This is a genomic window from Lysinibacillus sp. KCTC 33748 (genome assembly GCF_002237755.1).
Taxonomy (GTDB): domain Bacteria; phylum Bacillota; class Bacilli; order Bacillales_A; family Planococcaceae; genus Lysinibacillus.
The window spans coordinates 130,887-145,975 of the sequence record NZ_MWSJ01000008.1 but is presented as its reverse complement, the minus strand read 5'-3'; the positions used below and the strand labels follow the sequence as shown (position 1 = coordinate 145,975).

Below are 15,089 nucleotides of genomic sequence, written 5' to 3'. Positions count from 1 at the left end.
AATGATGTTGTAGAAGTGAAAAAGCGATTATTAGCTTTTTACCGTAAGGTAGAAGAGGCAAAATTACCAGCTTTCTTAAAAGCAATTCAAACATTGAAAAACTGGCAAGTAGAAATTTTAAATAGCTTTAGTTTTGGTTATTCCAATGGCTTCTTAGAGGGCATTAATAATAAAACAAAAGTGATGAAACGGAATGCATATGGCTTTCGACGCTTCGATCACTTTCGAGCAAAAATCTTATTAAATTTAAAGTATAAAGAAATTGGAGTTCATCTGGGTTAAGGTGCTGAAAGAGTATAGCACCCCAACATTTGACTTAGAACCGGTTTAAAGAGGGTCAAGGAACAGGCAGTAGGGCAGATGATCCGCCTTGGTTTAAAATTAAAGATCAGTAGAGGACACGCCATAAATAAAAGGTAGCGTATGATTCCCAGTTTTCCCATGGAAGCGATAATTCTAAGATTTCATCTTTCGTAGGCTTGCGCTCCATATTACGTAATATTTTTATCGAATTAATAAGGCCTACATCATCGATTGGAAAAGCTGTCTGGAACCTGAGGCAGCGCATTAAAACATAATTGGCTGTCCAAGGACCGATTCCTCGTATTTTAATTAAGTTTTTTTCAGCATCTTTAAAGTTCATTTTTATTAGTTTTTCCCTCGATAATTCTCCACTTGCCATTAATTTAGCAATTCCAATAATATATTCACTTTTTTTTACCGTCATTTTAATATGTGCTAGGTCGGTAGGTGTTAATTGTGCAATTCGTTCGTACGTTGGGAACACCCAATACTTTTTACCATTCCAATCGATGGAATCGCCAAATCTTTCTACAAATTGCTTCTTTAAGGAGTACGCGAAGGCTAAGTTAATTTGTTGCCCTAAAACGCCCCAACATAAAGCTTCAAATAAATCGGGAATGCCGATAACTCGCAATCCATAGAATTTTTTGGCAGGCATTTTAAGTAATGGGTCTACTTTCGCCATTTCATAAAATGGCGTTAAATCGTTATCAAGATCAAACCATTCATAAATATATTTTACAATCTCTTCCCGTTTCCACTTTTCAATAGGTCTCGTATCATTTAGGAATTGAACAACCATTTGTTTATTATTGATTACGCTTACCTGTACTAAGGATCGAATTTCCCCAATGGCTATAACTTTTGTAATGATATCGTTCTCTATTTCATACATGCATTCATTTTTTTCTCTTGTTAGATAGCCTACGTTAGCATTCATGTCGAAGTTTTCAGGTAATGCAATTACAATAACATCATTGATTTCATGCCATATCACTTTTCATTCTCCTCATCTTATTCCGATTTTTTTATACTGTAGAAAACTCACACTGACTGTAATTTTACTTTATCACATAATAATCTTCCCTAATTTTGTTATCTTGCTATTACATTCTAAACACCTTATTTTTTTTTATTTATGAGGTTATAGTGTTAGTTATCAAGAATGCAAAATAGGAGTTGATAAAAATGGTCCAACATATAAAAACACGTGTCGAGAGCTTAAATTGGGATTCAATTCAACGTGAATTAGATGAGCAAGGATTTGCAAAGCTTCCAGTGATTTTAACGAAAGAGGAATGTGAATTCTTCAAAGGATTGTATTGTGAGGAAGAGCCATACAGAACGACAATCAATATGACGAGATATCGCTTTGGAAATGGGGAGTACAAATATTTTTCCTATCCATTACCTGAAATCCTCCAAAGTTTAAGAGAGTCCTTTTATGTAGAGTTGGCCAAAACAGCTAATCGCTGGTTAGGTTATTTAAAGAAAACAGAACAGTTTCCAGATCATCTTCAAGATTTTTTGAACACCTGTGAAAAATATGATCAAACTAGACCGACACCTTTACTATTAAAGTATGAAACAGGCGGGTTTAATTGTTTGCATCAAGATTTATCTTTATTCAGCAGAATACTCCCACCTCTATAGGTGGTGAGATAAATGCGATTTTGGTACCTATTCAGTGGGTGTCCAAACACCTACTGAATAAAGATAAATGCCTCCGGCGGATGTCACGGATTTTCAAAGGAATGAATTGTGATGGCACAATTCAAAATCCGGACGCAATTACGCCAAGCGTAATTGATATGGAGACATATTTTTCCCGTTTCAAGTAGTATTTGTATTAAATCAACGTGAAAAGGACTTTTGCGGTGGAGAATCTCTGTTAGTGGAACAAATTCCTCGTGCTCAGAGTAGGGGACATGTCATTACTTTAGAACAAGGTAGTGCGCTGATTTTTACTACTAACTATAGACCTGTTCTAGGTAAAAAAGGATATTATAAAAATACGGTTCGTCACGGAATAAGCACGGTTACTTCTGGAGAACGATACGGTCTTGGAATTATTTTTCACGATTCTAAATAAAAAAATAAACTTCAATATATTGCTATTCCATTCCCAGAACTATACATTCTGAATTTATAGGGAGTATATTGTAAGGAGAGGTGAGCTCAATGCCGGAAAGTATTAATAACGGACATAGAATTTCAAATGATGTAGAAATGATAACAGATGAAAAGTGGCAAGCAATTATAAATAATGATGCAACGTTCAATAATCAATTTTTCTACGCTGTAAAATCAACAGGAATATTTTGTAAACCATCCTGTAAATCTCGCGTTCCGAAAAAAGAAAATGTATGCATTTTTGCAAACGCAGAACAAGCTCTCCGCGCAAATTTTCGTCCTTGTAAACGTTGCAAGCCCACTAATGAAAATCTACCTGATAGCGAGTGGGTTGATTTAATTACTGAATACATTGATAAAAATTTCACAGAAAAATTAACGCTAGAATCGATAGCAACTATTTGTCATGGGAGTCCGTATCATTTGCATCGAACATTTAAAAGGATTAAAGGGATTACGCCGGTTGAGTATATACAACAAGTTAGAGTACACGCGGCTAAAAAGTATTTGATTCAGACAAATAAAGCGATTGGAGATATCGCCATATGTGTGGGTATGACTAACACACCTTATTTTATAACTTTATTTAAAAAGAAAACTGGACAGACACCAGCGCAATTTCGTCAAATGAGTAAAATGGAGGAAAAGTGCTATGGAAACAAAGAATAAACCAACCCTTTATTGGTCTTTACTAAAGTTTAAGGATTGGAATTTTTATATTGCTTCAACTTCAAAGGGGCTTGTGTTTGTAGGTTCACAGAACAAACCATTCGAGGAATTGTTCGAATGGGCTAAGAAACGCCTTCCAGGAAGTCCTCTTGTTGAAGATGATGCAAAGCTTGAACCCTATGTCGTTGAAATCACTCAGTATCTAGAAGGGAAGCAGAAAACCTTTACTGTTCCATTTGAGTACGTAGGTACGCAATTTCAGCTAGCAGTCTGGAATGCACTTTGTGAAATTCCTTATGGACAGACGAAATCTTATTCCGACATTGCACATGATATAAATAAACCAGCAGCTGTTCGTGCTGTAGGAGCGGCTATTGGGGCTAATCCGGTATTAATTACTGTACCGTGTCATCGTGTAATAGGGAAGAATGGCTCATTAACCGGCTATCGGGGCGGAATAGAAATGAAGACATTGCTACTGGATCTAGAAAAGCAAGCTTCGTCAAGCAATGAGTAATTATTGCCCTACAATGAATGGAGGTTTCGTCATGAAAAGTGAATTATTCTATAAAAATCCGAAAACGATTCTGAATAAAGGAACTGGCTTCCTTTCAGGATATACGCATTCACTAAATCCTTATACAGGCTGTTCATTTGGGTGTTCCTATTGTTATGTACGCGAAATGCCTGTATCTCTTTTTCGAGAAGGGGAATGGGGAAATTGGGTCGATGTTAAAAACGGAGCTGCGAATTTATTAAAAAAGGAGCTTCGTCGCGCCAAAGCCAAAGGGAATGTATCCATTTTTATGTCATCAAGTACAGACCCGTATCAACCAATAGAGCATAAGGAGAAAGTGACGCGATCTTTACTAGAAGTTATGGTAGAAGATCCTCCTGACTTCCTATTAGTACAGACTAGAAGCCCACTTGTAAGCCGAGATATCGATTTGCTGCAACATTTTAAAGATAGAGTTCGAGTAAGTATGACTATTGAGACAGATTCGGAAACAATCCGTAAACATTTTACGCCAAAGGCACCTCCAATCCCGGCACGCTTTAAGACATTGGAACAATTAGCGGCTGCTGAAATACCGACGCAAGTTGCTATAGCCCCCATCTTACCGAGTGGAGAATATTTCCCTATGAAATTGAAGCCATTCGTCGATCGGATTTGTATTGATGACTACTTCATGGGCGATGGTAGTGGTGGCAAACGCACAAGAAAACTAGGTCTTGAAAAAAAATATGCCCAGCTTGGTTTAGAAGAATGGTATGGACCACATGTGATTAAAAAAGCATATAACCGATTCATTGAAATCTTTCCGGAAAATAACGTTTATGTGAGCCAGGCTGGGTTTGAGCCGTGAAAAAATTTGTTTTCGGCCCTCAATATGACAAATCCCTACTACTTTCATGATCAGGCACGATTATAAAGTGGATACGGATTATATGCCGCAGCAAAACTTCAGGATGTTTCATAGTTAGGAAGGTCCGCTCGTTTAAAGATTTTAAAACAAATAGACAGCATGAATTTCTATCAATTTAATAAAAAACCATTTGATTATGCATTTAACAGACCTAAGTATCAGCATCTTGTTGGTGCTTTTTTTAGTGATGTGCGTAGCTTGCGCATGAACTTTAGGGTGCAGGTTCCAATCTCTGAAGGAAGTAACACACCTGTCCGAGGAACACTACTACATATATAAGGCTTGATCCGATTGAGTAAGCTCGATAAAACAAAGCGCTTTCTTTTGAAAACCGTATAGGATAAATAAGGTGGGTAGATGGTGTGAAAGTGTATGTGCTTATCTGTGGAGGTCTGACAGAAACGTGAAGTATCCCTTCATAACCTCTTTGTGAAAAGTAGATGGTTTATTAGAGTTTTACAGAACACTTAAAGGAGAAGGTAATTTCCTAATCATAAAGCAGTCTACCTGTTCAAATAGCTGCCACAGGGAATCTTGTTGACAGTTAGGAATAAAAATAGAACACCTAAATCAAATACTTTAGACATCTAAGTATAGAGGAGTAGATTGTATGCATGGAATGAAAAACAGTAGAATTCTCGAGTTATAGTTTGTATGTAAATTAGGAGGGTGAACCATGCAGGATTACAACGTAAAGGTAGAAAAATTAACAAAGAACTATGGGAAAAAAGCTGTTCTGAAAGGAATAGACTTTACTGCTAAAAAAGGAGAAATTATTGGTGTTATCGGTAAAAATGGCGCTGGGAAATCGACGTTCTTGGAAATTTTAATGACGATCAAAGATTATAATGACGGCAAGGTAGCTGTTTTTGGTAATAACTTGAAGGAAGTTGATCAAGCTAAGCTAGAAGAAATCAAAAGTAATATATCTGCTGTACTTCAGCCTACACAGTTTTATAAAAAATTAAAAGTAAAAGAATTACTAGATCTTTTTCGTGCCTATTATGGTAGCAAAGTAGATTTAAATGAAATTATCGAAGAATTTGAATTGCAGGAGCATCTAAATACGTTTTTTGATAATTTATCTGGAGGTTGGAAGCAAAAGGTTAGCTTAGCAATTGCTTTTTCTTCAAAACCGCGTTTGATTATTTTGGATGAACCGACTACCGGTCTGGATCCTCATATGCGAAACGTATTATGGGAAAGTATCACAGGATATATAAAAAAAAATGACAGTACAGTGATTTTATCGACTCATTATATGGACGAAATCGAACTCTACTGTGATAAAGTTCTATTCATTAACGATGGTGTAACCGAAGTATATGATACGCCAGAAAATATACTGAAATCAGGTTATAAGTCTATTAATAGTTTTTATCTTGATAAAATTTCTAAATAAGGGGAAGAAAAGATGTTATTAACACAAATTAAATATGACTTAATCATGTTTTTTAGAGAGTTATTTTATTTAGTTTTCACAGTTGTTGTACCGCCAGTGACATATATTTTAATGGGACAAATGTTCAGTAATGCAACCTATAGCGGAGGAATGAACTATGTTCAAATGTATACACCATCGTTTATTGTCCTAATTAGTTTTTCAGTAGTATTTTTTGCCTTTGGTTTTGATCAGGTAATGAATCGCGCAGAAGGAATTGAAAAAAGACTTTTCATTACGCCTATAACGGATAAAATTCTTCTGATGTCCAGTATTGCCAAGTCATTTATTATTGCAACTGCAGGGTTTGTCTTCATAACATTGATTGGCATACTTATTTATGATTTGCAACTTTCTATAGTTAATTTCTTAGTTTCATATTTAAGTTTGTTGCTTATTAATGCGATAATGTTAGTTTATTCTCATGCGATTTATTCAAACTTCAATGAAGTAAAAACAGCACTAATTATGTCAATTGTTTTATTTCAAATTGTTATGTTCACTGGCGGATTTTCTGTACCTGTGGAGAGTCTTCCGAATTTTGTGAAATATGTATCCTATGTGAATCCATTCTATCATTTAAATAAAATGTATATTTCAATTTGGAATCAGACATTTGAATTCAACCAAGATATGCTGATTTCAATCGGGTACACATCGTTTCTTCTAATTATTTCATTAGTTGTTATTAAGCTCAAAAAAAGATTTTAATGAGTTCCAACGATTTGGTGAGAATCGTTATAAGTAGATATTGTCTTCTACGCCATTTGATAATGAGTTGTTGTTTTAAATGAATTTTTTGAAAGAGCTTTGTAAAAGTGATATAAGAGCTGGAATAAAACTTGAATTTTGGTCAGGTTTTGTCTTTCTTTTAATTTCCTATCTTCCGCTAACACGCCTTCTCTGATTCCTTTTATTTACTTATCTATAGTATACTTTATAGTGGAGTTACTATATAGAAAAGAGGGTCAGTGAGTGGCTATATTAGCATTCATTCAGGTTTTATTTTATTGTATTTTGGTAAGTTTCGTTATAGGTAAACGTTTTTTTCGAAAGGAATATATTATTGCGGTCATATTGTTTAGTTTAATTATGGCTGGGCTATATTCGTATTTAGATATTTTTGGTTCGTTATTAATATTTGCGTTTGTTCTTGCTATGTTTAAATATACATATCTAAAGTGGATACCGGCATTGTACTACGCATCAACAATAATGATTGCTACGATTCTAATTGATCATATAACAACTTTCATTATGGTAAAAATCTTTGGGATTAGTACTACCTTTATAGAAACAAACGGAGTCATTTCTTCAGCGACATTACTTCATCAATTTATTACACTGATTATTGGCTTTATATTTATAGCCTTTTGGAAAAAAGTGACTATCCGAATTTTTGAGAAGGATGCAGATGATAGGAATTTAACGCGAATTGCGGCATTCTTCGGTCTTTTTACATATGCGATTTATTTTACAATAATTGTTTATGTACGATTAACAGGAAATCAAAATAAGCTTGTATTGATGAATACGCTGTACTTATTAATCTACTTTATTATTTTTGCTGTTAGTTTGTCGTTCCTAGTGTATACCTTTAGAAAGCAGTTTGAGATGAGGGAAAAGGAAATTGAGCTAAACAGTCTACAAATGTATACCGAACAGCTGGAAAAAAACTATAATGAAATGCGAACTTTCCGCCATGATTACATCAATATCCTTTCTTCTATGTCCGAATACATCACCAATCGTGATATGACTGCTTTAGAAAGCTATTTTAATGACAATATTATGCGCGTCAGTCAAAAGATTCGTGACAATAATTTTAAAATGAGGGGATTATCCCAAATTAAGATCCCGGAAGTGAAAGGTTTAGTATCCTCCAAACTGATTACAGCACAGGAAAAGGGGATAGATGTGGTTTTTGAGTGTCCTAATGAAATTCATTATCTAAATATGGATAGTGTACTGTTGTGCCGCTGTATTGGAATTATTTTAGACAATGCCATTGAAGCAGCAGAAGAAGTAGAAAAAGGTACGGTTCGAGTGGGGTTTGTGGAGTTTGAACAATCCGTGTCCTTTGTCGTTTGGAATACGTTTAGAGATACTGGACATAAGCTCTTTCAATATTTCGAAAAAGGTTTCTCAACAAAAGGAGAAAATCGAGGCTTGGGGCTGACTAGCCTGAAGAAAATGGTTGAGCAAGAAAATAACACACAATTGGATACAGTTATAGAGGATGAATTTTTTAAGCAGGAAATTGTAATTTTAAAGTGAGGGATTGAGATGATAGATGTTTTTATTTGTGAAGATCAGAAGGAACAAAGAGAAAAGATAGCCAGGTATGTTTCAAATTACATAATGATTGAAAACCTTGATATGCAACTGATACTAACAACTGCAGATCCAGAAGAAATAGTAGCCTATATTAAGGAGAGTAATCGACCTGGTTTATATTTTCTTGATATCGACTTGAATCATGAGATGAATGGTATCACACTTGGCGCGGAAATCAGAAAAGTTGATCCAATAGGTGATATTGTTTTTATCACAACCCACTCAGAACTTACATATTTAAATTTCATCTATAAAGTAGCTGCGATGGATTTTATTATTAAAGATGATGTCGATTCTGTACAGAGCAAGATTGTTAGCTGTTTGAAGGTGACAAATGAAAGAAAGCAAGTAATGAACAAGACATCCAATAAAAAATTCGTTCAAAGAGTTGCAGATAAAATTATTAGTGTCAATTATGATGATATCATGTTTTTTGAATCCTCCCCATTACATAAAGTTGTTTTACATTTGGATAATCGTCAAGTGGAGTTTTATGGGAAGCTGAAAGACATAGAAAAAGAGTATGAAGGCTTCATTCGTTGCCATAATTCTTACGTAGTAAATATCGACAATATTCAGGAAGTGGACTTAAAAAAGAAAGAAATTCTAATGGAAAATGGAGAAACTTGCTATGGTTCTGCTCGAATGATTAAAGCTGTACAGAAAAAATTAGAAATGAATGTTATTGAATAATAGTATGATCTTCATAATATCCCAAGTGTTAAAAATGTATCAAAAAAGGAAATGGAAAGTTTAGTATGAACTATAAATAAAAGAAAGCTATCGTTTTGATCAATCTATATTCAAAACGATAGCATTTTTTAATGCGGTACAATCAAGTATTTAGAGTGGAATACAATCAAACTTTAAATAAAGGTGGGTAACTGTAATTTCCCATTGACTTTTTTTCAAAGTCTCTATACGATAAATAGCGTACCTTTAAAAATGTAAGGAGGATTATTAAAAATGATACCTAGACTATGGTCCCTAACTTTGAACCAGTAATTCAATACGGTCAAAGACTCTGTTTGTATAACACAGAGTAAGCGGGATAAGTCTGTCCTTTTTTAATGATCTTCATTTTAAATATAATTATCTAATTTGAAGAAAGGGATTATTCTGCCTTTCTTTATTTTTGTGTAATTTTCCTTTACTAAGAGAGAGGCTTATTTGGTGACAGTTACCTTCAAGCCTCTACTTTCATGAAGATAGGCAATTCCTTTTACTCTAAATCACAGACAGGACGTCTGTGATTTTTTATTTTATTTAAATGTAGGAGGGATTTTGAATGGGTATGCTACTTTTTTATTGATACGAGCTTAGTTTACAAGCTCGTATCGATCCTTGCTATCGATACGAAATGATAAAAATTTCGGAGGTAGCGAATATGGAAAAAATCTGTTTTGAATTAGAAAATGTTGAAGTAGCCTATTTAGATAAGGAAATCTTAAAGATCGACCGGTTAGCCATTCACCAATTTGACCGTATTGGGATTGTTGGTAGTAATGGTGCAGGAAAAAGTACACTATTAAAATTATTGTCAGGTAAGGTTCAACCAACTAAAGGGAAAGTGTATCGTCATGTTGAGTCCGGGTGTTTTGAACAACTTGAAGCACCAACATCTCTTGGAGCCGACCCGGTATTACTTGGAAAATTAGATATACCAAAAGATTCAGTTCATTTAAGTGGCGGCGAGCAGACAAGGATGAAGCTTGCTCAGTTGTTTACCAACTATTACGATGCATTACTAATTGATGAGCCGACAACGCATTTGGATCAAGAGGGGATTTCCTTTTTATTAGAGGAAATTCGGTATTATTATGGAGCGCTAATATTAATTAGTCATGACCGTGCTGTATTAGACGAACTAGTCACGACAATTTGGGAAATTCATGAAGGCAAGGTCCGAGTTTATTTAGGGAATTATAGTGAATATGTGGTTCAAAAGCAGTTAGAACGTGAGCAACAACAGCAAGCCCATGAACAGTTCGTGAAAGAAAAGAGCCGGCTCGAAAAAACAGCGCAAGAAAAAATGAAAAAAGCTCAAAAGGTTGCTCAAGCAGGGCGGATGTCTAAAAGGGAAGCGAATGCCTTACCGAACAAGTCGTTTATGACGAAGTCCAAAGGTACGAGTGCAAAAGCGATGCAACGTGCTGCTAAAGCTATTAAAAATCGAATGGAAAAACTTCTGGAAGTCGAAGCTGTAAGAGAAAATAAACCTATTGTTTTCCGTCAATCTAAAGCTACAGAATTGTATAACAAGTTCCCGATTATGGTTGAGCGATTTACACTTCAAGTTGAAAATAAACTATTATTAGAAGATGTTAGTTTCCAACTGCCACTTGGTAAAAAAATTGCGATTACAGGTAGCAATGGCAGTGGGAAAAGTACATTGCTAGACTTTATTGCAAAGAAGGATGATAATCTAATAATTTCTCCAAAAGCAAAAATAGGATACTTCAAGCAAATGAGTTACCATTTCACGAATGATGCAACAGTTATGCAATTCGTAAAAAATCGTTCAGGATACGATGAACCATTTGTACGAAGTGTTTTACATTCAATGCAGTTTGTTGGTACAGATTTACAAAAAAGTGTAAAGTCTTTAAGTGGAGGAGAAGCTATTCGACTCCAACTATGTCTGCTATTCTTAGGTGAATATAATATTCTATTGTTAGATGAACCAACTAATTTCTTAGATATTTATGCTATAGAAGCATTAGAAACCTTTATTACTGGATATGAAGGCACTATTCTATTTGTTTCACATGATCAACAATTTATAAAAAATGTAGCAAATTTGCAATTGAATATTCATGAGAAAAAATTGATACAAAATTGAATAATAAATAAGCCGCCGGATTTCGGCGGTTTTTTAATTAGTTGAAATGACTTTCGACGATTGGCTGTAATTATTGAAGATTAATAGCTAGAAAATGATCAAACTTTATTTGAAGGTTACATTTATCTCGTTATAAAGATAGGTAGGCAATTTTTTCTTCATTTAGAAAACTGCTGCCCTCTTTGAGAGGAGGGGTCCCAAATTGTATATTGGTTTTGGTTTATTACTAGGCACGATTTTTACGGACAAACAGGTAGGGGGTATCTTTGCGCTATTTGTCAATTTATCAACTTGGTTTAGTGGTACGTGGTTTAAGCCTGACATGAGAGGTGGTACATTTCAATCTATCACGCAATTTTTGCCATTTGTCCATGCTGTTCATGCGGCGTGTGCAGTACTAGGTGGAGCATATTCAGATGTTTTCGTGCCACTTGCTATCGTTTTAGGGTATACGGTCATTATTTTTATGATCGCTACTCTGTTATTTCAACGGAAGATGCGAGGTCAAATCTGAAATTTGAATTTAAATAGTAGGATTTTCAGGAAATCTCTCGAAATATTATAAGTATAAAGGGGGAGGGTGTATGTCTAGTTTACCAATTATGGTTGCTCCGATGTTTTTAGTTTCTAATCCTAAGATGGTTATTGAGGCTAGTAGAGCAGGGGCTATCGGTTCATTTCCGTTATTAAATGCAAGACCGGCTTCAACTTGTGCAGAGTGGCTTGAAGAAATAAAAAAGGCGCTACCTGCTGAGCTATGGGCAGTCAATTTTATTTGTCATCCTGTAGCGAATACACGTTTTGAAGAAGATTTACAGTTAATTGAACAATTTCAGCCACCAATTGTCATTACTTCACTCGGTAATCCAAAGAGAGTTATGGACATTGTGCACGGCTATGGTGGGAAGGTCTATGCAGATGTTGCGAACGTCAAGCATGCCGAAAAGTCTGCTGCAACGGGTGTAGATGGTCTAATTCTTGTATGTGCAGGTGCTGGCGGTCATGGTGGGCAACTAAATCCATTTGGCTTTGTATCTGCGGTTAAGAAATTCTTTACGGGAACGATCATTTTATCTGGCTCCATCTCTAGCGGTGCGGACGTACTAGCTACTCAAATAATGGGAGCAGACTATGCCTATATGGGTACTCGATTTTTAGCTTGTGATGAAGGAGATGCACCTGAGGCGTACAAAAACATGGTAATTGAAAGTGGCACTTCAGATATTTTATATACCGATGCTTTTAGCGGTGTCCATGTCAATGTGTTAATTCCATCCTTATTAAAGGAGGGAATTGATCCAGCGACATTGAAGCCAAGAGAAGATGTTGATTTAACACATCTTGTTAATATCAAGGCATGGCGAGATATTTGGTCAGCTGGACATGGCATTACCAATATTGACAAACGAGAGTCCGTTCGTGAAATACTCATAACATTGGAGGCGGAGTACGAGAAAGCAAAGCAACAAATAATTTCTGTACAACCATTATAATAACGAATCTCTAACATAAAAGGGCAAGTCCAACGAAAAATATCTGTTGGACTTGCCCTTTAACTTCTTTCAGCGGTTGTTCAAACATCCGCTGAAATAGAGGAACTCAGTCTAAAAGCGCCACGTCCTGTGGCATTACCGAAATGACCGACTTCGTGTCGGCCCTCGTGTTGTTGCTGTCGCTTCGCTTTCACACAGACAATAACATGTTGCTGTCGCTCCGCTTTCGCACAGACAAAAACATGTTGCTGACGCTTCGCTTTCGCAAACAAAAACATGTTGCTGACGCTTCGCTTTCGCACAAACAAAAACATGTTGCTGACGCTACGTTAGCACTGCGCTTTGGCACAAAAAACATCTGCAGGCCTAAGCACAAAGCCGATTCCAGAATCAATTATTCCGAGGCATAATTGATTTGTTAATCATGATTCAAAGTAGCTGCGATTTCTGGTTGTTGCTCTACTTGAAGTAGCATATTGAATGATGCGATGGCTACTTCTACTTGGTCGTCTTTCGGCTCACGTGTTGTCAGTAATTGTAGCCATAAGCCTGGATAGCCAAGGAAGCGTAACACGGGAATATTGCGGCACGCATTTGTAGCTTGAAGTACTTCAAATGAAATCCCAAGAACTACTGGAATTAATAGAATACGGTCCAAAATGCGTAACCAAAGTGGATCAGTTGGCACGAAGAAATATAAAAACATGCCGACAAACACGGTAAACAGCATAAAACTACTACCGCAACGATAGTGTAAGCGTGATTGTGCTTGTACATTTTCCACTGTAATTTCCATACCAGCTTCATAGCAGTTAATCACTTTATGTTCTGCACCATGATATTGGAATACGCGTTTAATAAGTGGTGTTAAAGATATAAAATATAAATAGGTAAGTAGTAAAAGTAGCTTTATGCCACTTTCAAGTAAAATTTGGCCAGTTTTTCCTTCAATCCATTTAGAGAAAAAATCTGCAATAAATACTGGAATTAAAGTAAAGGCAAATTTACCAAATAAAAAGGAAAGGATACCTACAACTGCAACCCCTAAAATCATTTGCAATCTTGAGCCTTCCTCTTTATGCTCTTCTTCTTCGCCAGGTGTAACGTCGTAACGGTCCCCTGAAAATTGCATATGACGAGAGCCTAAACCAGCTGATTCAATCAGTGCTACTACGCCTCGTATCAATGGAATTTTTTTAAGCTTTTGTAAAATAGGGTTTTGAACTTTTTTAAAATGATAATAATCGATGGAATCATCGTTACGGCGAATGGCAGTAATCGTATGTTCCTTTCCTCCGAACATTACACCCTCTAATTGTGCTTGTCCCCCGTATACAGGTGAATTGCTCAAGGCTAACACCACTCTCTTTATATATTTCAACTGTACCATTGTACTAAATTTAGTGAAAAACCTCTAGAGTTACGCATAGTAAAATTTCTATATGGATACACTAATCGTACAGTTTAGGGAATGATTAACGTTTAAAAATTAACTCGTAGTACAAGTTAGGAGGATTTTACTTGAGAGTAGCTAGTATAACATCGCTAGTCGGTGCGCTTGTTTTAGCATTGTGTTTAAAGGGGCTTCATTACTTTCATCTTATTAAATGGAATCCAATAGGTTTTTATAAGAAGTGGGATTTATTCGAAGGCAGTTCAAAACTATTTCAATGGAGCTTTTTCATTTTAGTCTTATTCATGATTGGGTTTTTATTATACATTACGTTGAGATATGTTTATATTATCCCAGCTGTGCTTTCATCTTTTATGCTCGGCCTTATCGTGTCAATCACATTAGAATGGATTGTTCTTGATTTACCTTTACAATCTTCTTCCTTTAAAAAATTATCGATTCCTTTTATGGTCATTGTTATTTGTCTATTACGTTTCTTGCTTGAAACTGCAAACTTTCATCAGAAGGAGCATACAGCACAAAAAGGAAATTAGTTGCTGTATGCTCCTTGTATGATAAAATAATGGCAAGTACATAGAAAGAGGCGAATATGCGTGAAGTTATTATGTTTGAATGGACCTAACTTAAATCGACTAGGTAAAAGAGAGCCACATATTTATGGTTATGAGACGTTGGAAGATGTGAAAAACAATATTCAGAATCTTGCGGCGTCTTTAGGTGCTACTGTCGAGTTTCGTCAATCTAATCATGAAGGGGTACTTGTTGATTGGGTGCATGAGGCGGAGGATGGAAAATATGATGGTATTATCTTTAATCCCGGTGCATATACCCATACAAGCATAGCTTTACATGATGCAATTGCAGGGATTTCTGTGCCGGTCATAGAAGTACATATTTCAAATATCCATAAACGTGAGGCTTTCCGTCATCATTCTTATCTCGCTCCGGCATGCCTTGGTCAAATCTCTGGACTAGGTACGAAAGGCTATGAACTGGCACTACGCACATTTATTGAGAGGGAGAATTGATT

At 35.8% G+C, this 15,089-nt stretch carries 16 protein-coding genes and 2 pseudogenes; 15 read left to right on the top strand and 3 right to left on the bottom strand.

Annotated features, from left to right (window positions below; genetic code table 11):
* On the top strand, positions 1-282 hold a 282-nt coding region (locus B1B04_RS12785; RefSeq protein WP_139376972.1), incomplete at its 5' end, for a transposase.
* A gap of 106 nt (positions 283-388) precedes the next feature.
* On the opposite strand, the gene B1B04_RS12780 is transcribed toward B1B04_RS12785, so the two are convergent.
* Positions 389-1,300 (bottom strand): DNA glycosylase, encoded by a 912-nt coding sequence (locus tag B1B04_RS12780; protein WP_079561833.1) that lies wholly within the window; start codon positions 1,298-1,300, stop codon positions 389-391.
* A 191-nt stretch (positions 1,301-1,491) separates the two neighbouring features.
* Between B1B04_RS12780 and B1B04_RS12775 the strand changes: the two are divergent.
* From B1B04_RS12775 to B1B04_RS12720, 12 genes and pseudogenes are all read left to right on the top strand, one after another.
* Positions 1,492-1,923: pseudogene (locus tag B1B04_RS12775) on the top strand (2OG-Fe(II) oxygenase); the annotation flags it as partial.
* A gap of 190 nt (positions 1,924-2,113) precedes the next feature.
* Positions 2,114-2,395: pseudogene (locus tag B1B04_RS12770) on the top strand (2OG-Fe(II) oxygenase); the annotation flags it as partial.
* Positions 2,396-2,484: 89 nt separating this feature from the next.
* A complete protein-coding gene (locus B1B04_RS12765; RefSeq protein WP_079561832.1) occupies positions 2,485-3,105 on the top strand; it encodes a bifunctional transcriptional activator/DNA repair enzyme AdaA in 621 nt (206 codons plus the stop codon).
* Positions 3,089-3,622: a methylated-DNA--[protein]-cysteine S-methyltransferase gene (gene adaB / locus B1B04_RS12760; protein WP_079561831.1), complete on the top strand. Its 534-nt coding sequence runs from the start codon at positions 3,089-3,091 to the stop codon at positions 3,620-3,622. Before B1B04_RS12765 ends, adaB begins: the two co-directional genes overlap by 17 nt.
* Before the next feature lie 31 nt (positions 3,623-3,653).
* The gene (locus B1B04_RS12755) at positions 3,654-4,472 is read left to right on the top strand and encodes an SPL family radical SAM protein (RefSeq protein ID WP_079561830.1); all 819 of its coding nucleotides are present in this window, start codon (positions 3,654-3,656) and stop codon (positions 4,470-4,472) included.
* Between the two features lie 736 nt (positions 4,473-5,208).
* Positions 5,209-5,934 (top strand): ABC transporter ATP-binding protein, encoded by a 726-nt coding sequence (locus tag B1B04_RS12750; RefSeq protein ID WP_079561829.1) that lies wholly within the window; start codon positions 5,209-5,211, stop codon positions 5,932-5,934.
* Positions 5,935-5,946: 12 nt separating this feature from the next.
* A complete protein-coding gene (locus B1B04_RS12745; protein ID WP_079561828.1) occupies positions 5,947-6,684 on the top strand; it encodes an ABC transporter permease in 738 nt (245 codons plus the stop codon).
* Positions 6,685-6,948: 264 nt separating this feature from the next.
* Positions 6,949-8,250, top strand: a complete 1,302-nt coding sequence (locus B1B04_RS12740; protein WP_139376971.1) for a sensor histidine kinase — start codon at positions 6,949-6,951, stop codon at positions 8,248-8,250.
* Between the two features lie 9 nt (positions 8,251-8,259).
* Entirely contained in the window at positions 8,260-9,003 is a 744-nt protein-coding gene (locus tag B1B04_RS12735; RefSeq protein WP_079561827.1) for a LytR/AlgR family response regulator transcription factor, read from the top strand.
* A 694-nt stretch (positions 9,004-9,697) separates the two neighbouring features.
* Entirely contained in the window at positions 9,698-11,152 is a 1,455-nt protein-coding gene (locus B1B04_RS12730) for an Msr family ABC-F type ribosomal protection protein (protein WP_079561826.1), read from the top strand.
* Between the two features lie 202 nt (positions 11,153-11,354).
* Complete coding sequence (locus B1B04_RS12725; protein WP_079561825.1) at positions 11,355-11,666, top strand: ABC transporter permease; 312 nt, start codon at positions 11,355-11,357, stop codon at positions 11,664-11,666.
* A 70-nt stretch (positions 11,667-11,736) separates the two neighbouring features.
* A complete protein-coding gene (locus B1B04_RS12720) occupies positions 11,737-12,645 on the top strand; it encodes an NAD(P)H-dependent flavin oxidoreductase (protein ID WP_079561824.1) in 909 nt (302 codons plus the stop codon).
* Positions 12,646-12,725: 80 nt separating this feature from the next.
* On the opposite strand, the gene B1B04_RS12715 is transcribed toward B1B04_RS12720, so the two are convergent.
* Together B1B04_RS12715 and B1B04_RS12710 are read right to left on the bottom strand one after the other, a co-directional pair.
* Complete coding sequence (locus B1B04_RS12715) at positions 12,726-12,923, bottom strand: hypothetical protein (RefSeq protein WP_079561823.1); 198 nt, start codon at positions 12,921-12,923, stop codon at positions 12,726-12,728.
* A 140-nt stretch (positions 12,924-13,063) separates the two neighbouring features.
* A complete protein-coding gene (locus B1B04_RS12710) occupies positions 13,064-14,035 on the bottom strand; it encodes a DUF1385 domain-containing protein (RefSeq protein WP_170938974.1) in 972 nt (323 codons plus the stop codon).
* 131 nt (positions 14,036-14,166) lie between these two features.
* Here B1B04_RS12710 and B1B04_RS12705 point away from each other — a divergent pair, with 131 nt between their 5' ends.
* Together B1B04_RS12705 and aroQ are read left to right on the top strand one after the other, a co-directional pair.
* On the top strand, positions 14,167-14,592 hold the full coding sequence (locus tag B1B04_RS12705; protein WP_079561821.1) for a hypothetical protein: 426 nt from the start codon (positions 14,167-14,169) through the stop codon (positions 14,590-14,592).
* A 60-nt stretch (positions 14,593-14,652) separates the two neighbouring features.
* Positions 14,653-15,087, top strand: a complete 435-nt coding sequence (gene aroQ / locus B1B04_RS12700; protein WP_079561820.1) for a type II 3-dehydroquinate dehydratase — start codon at positions 14,653-14,655, stop codon at positions 15,085-15,087.
* Positions 15,088-15,089 lie beyond the last annotated feature (2 nt).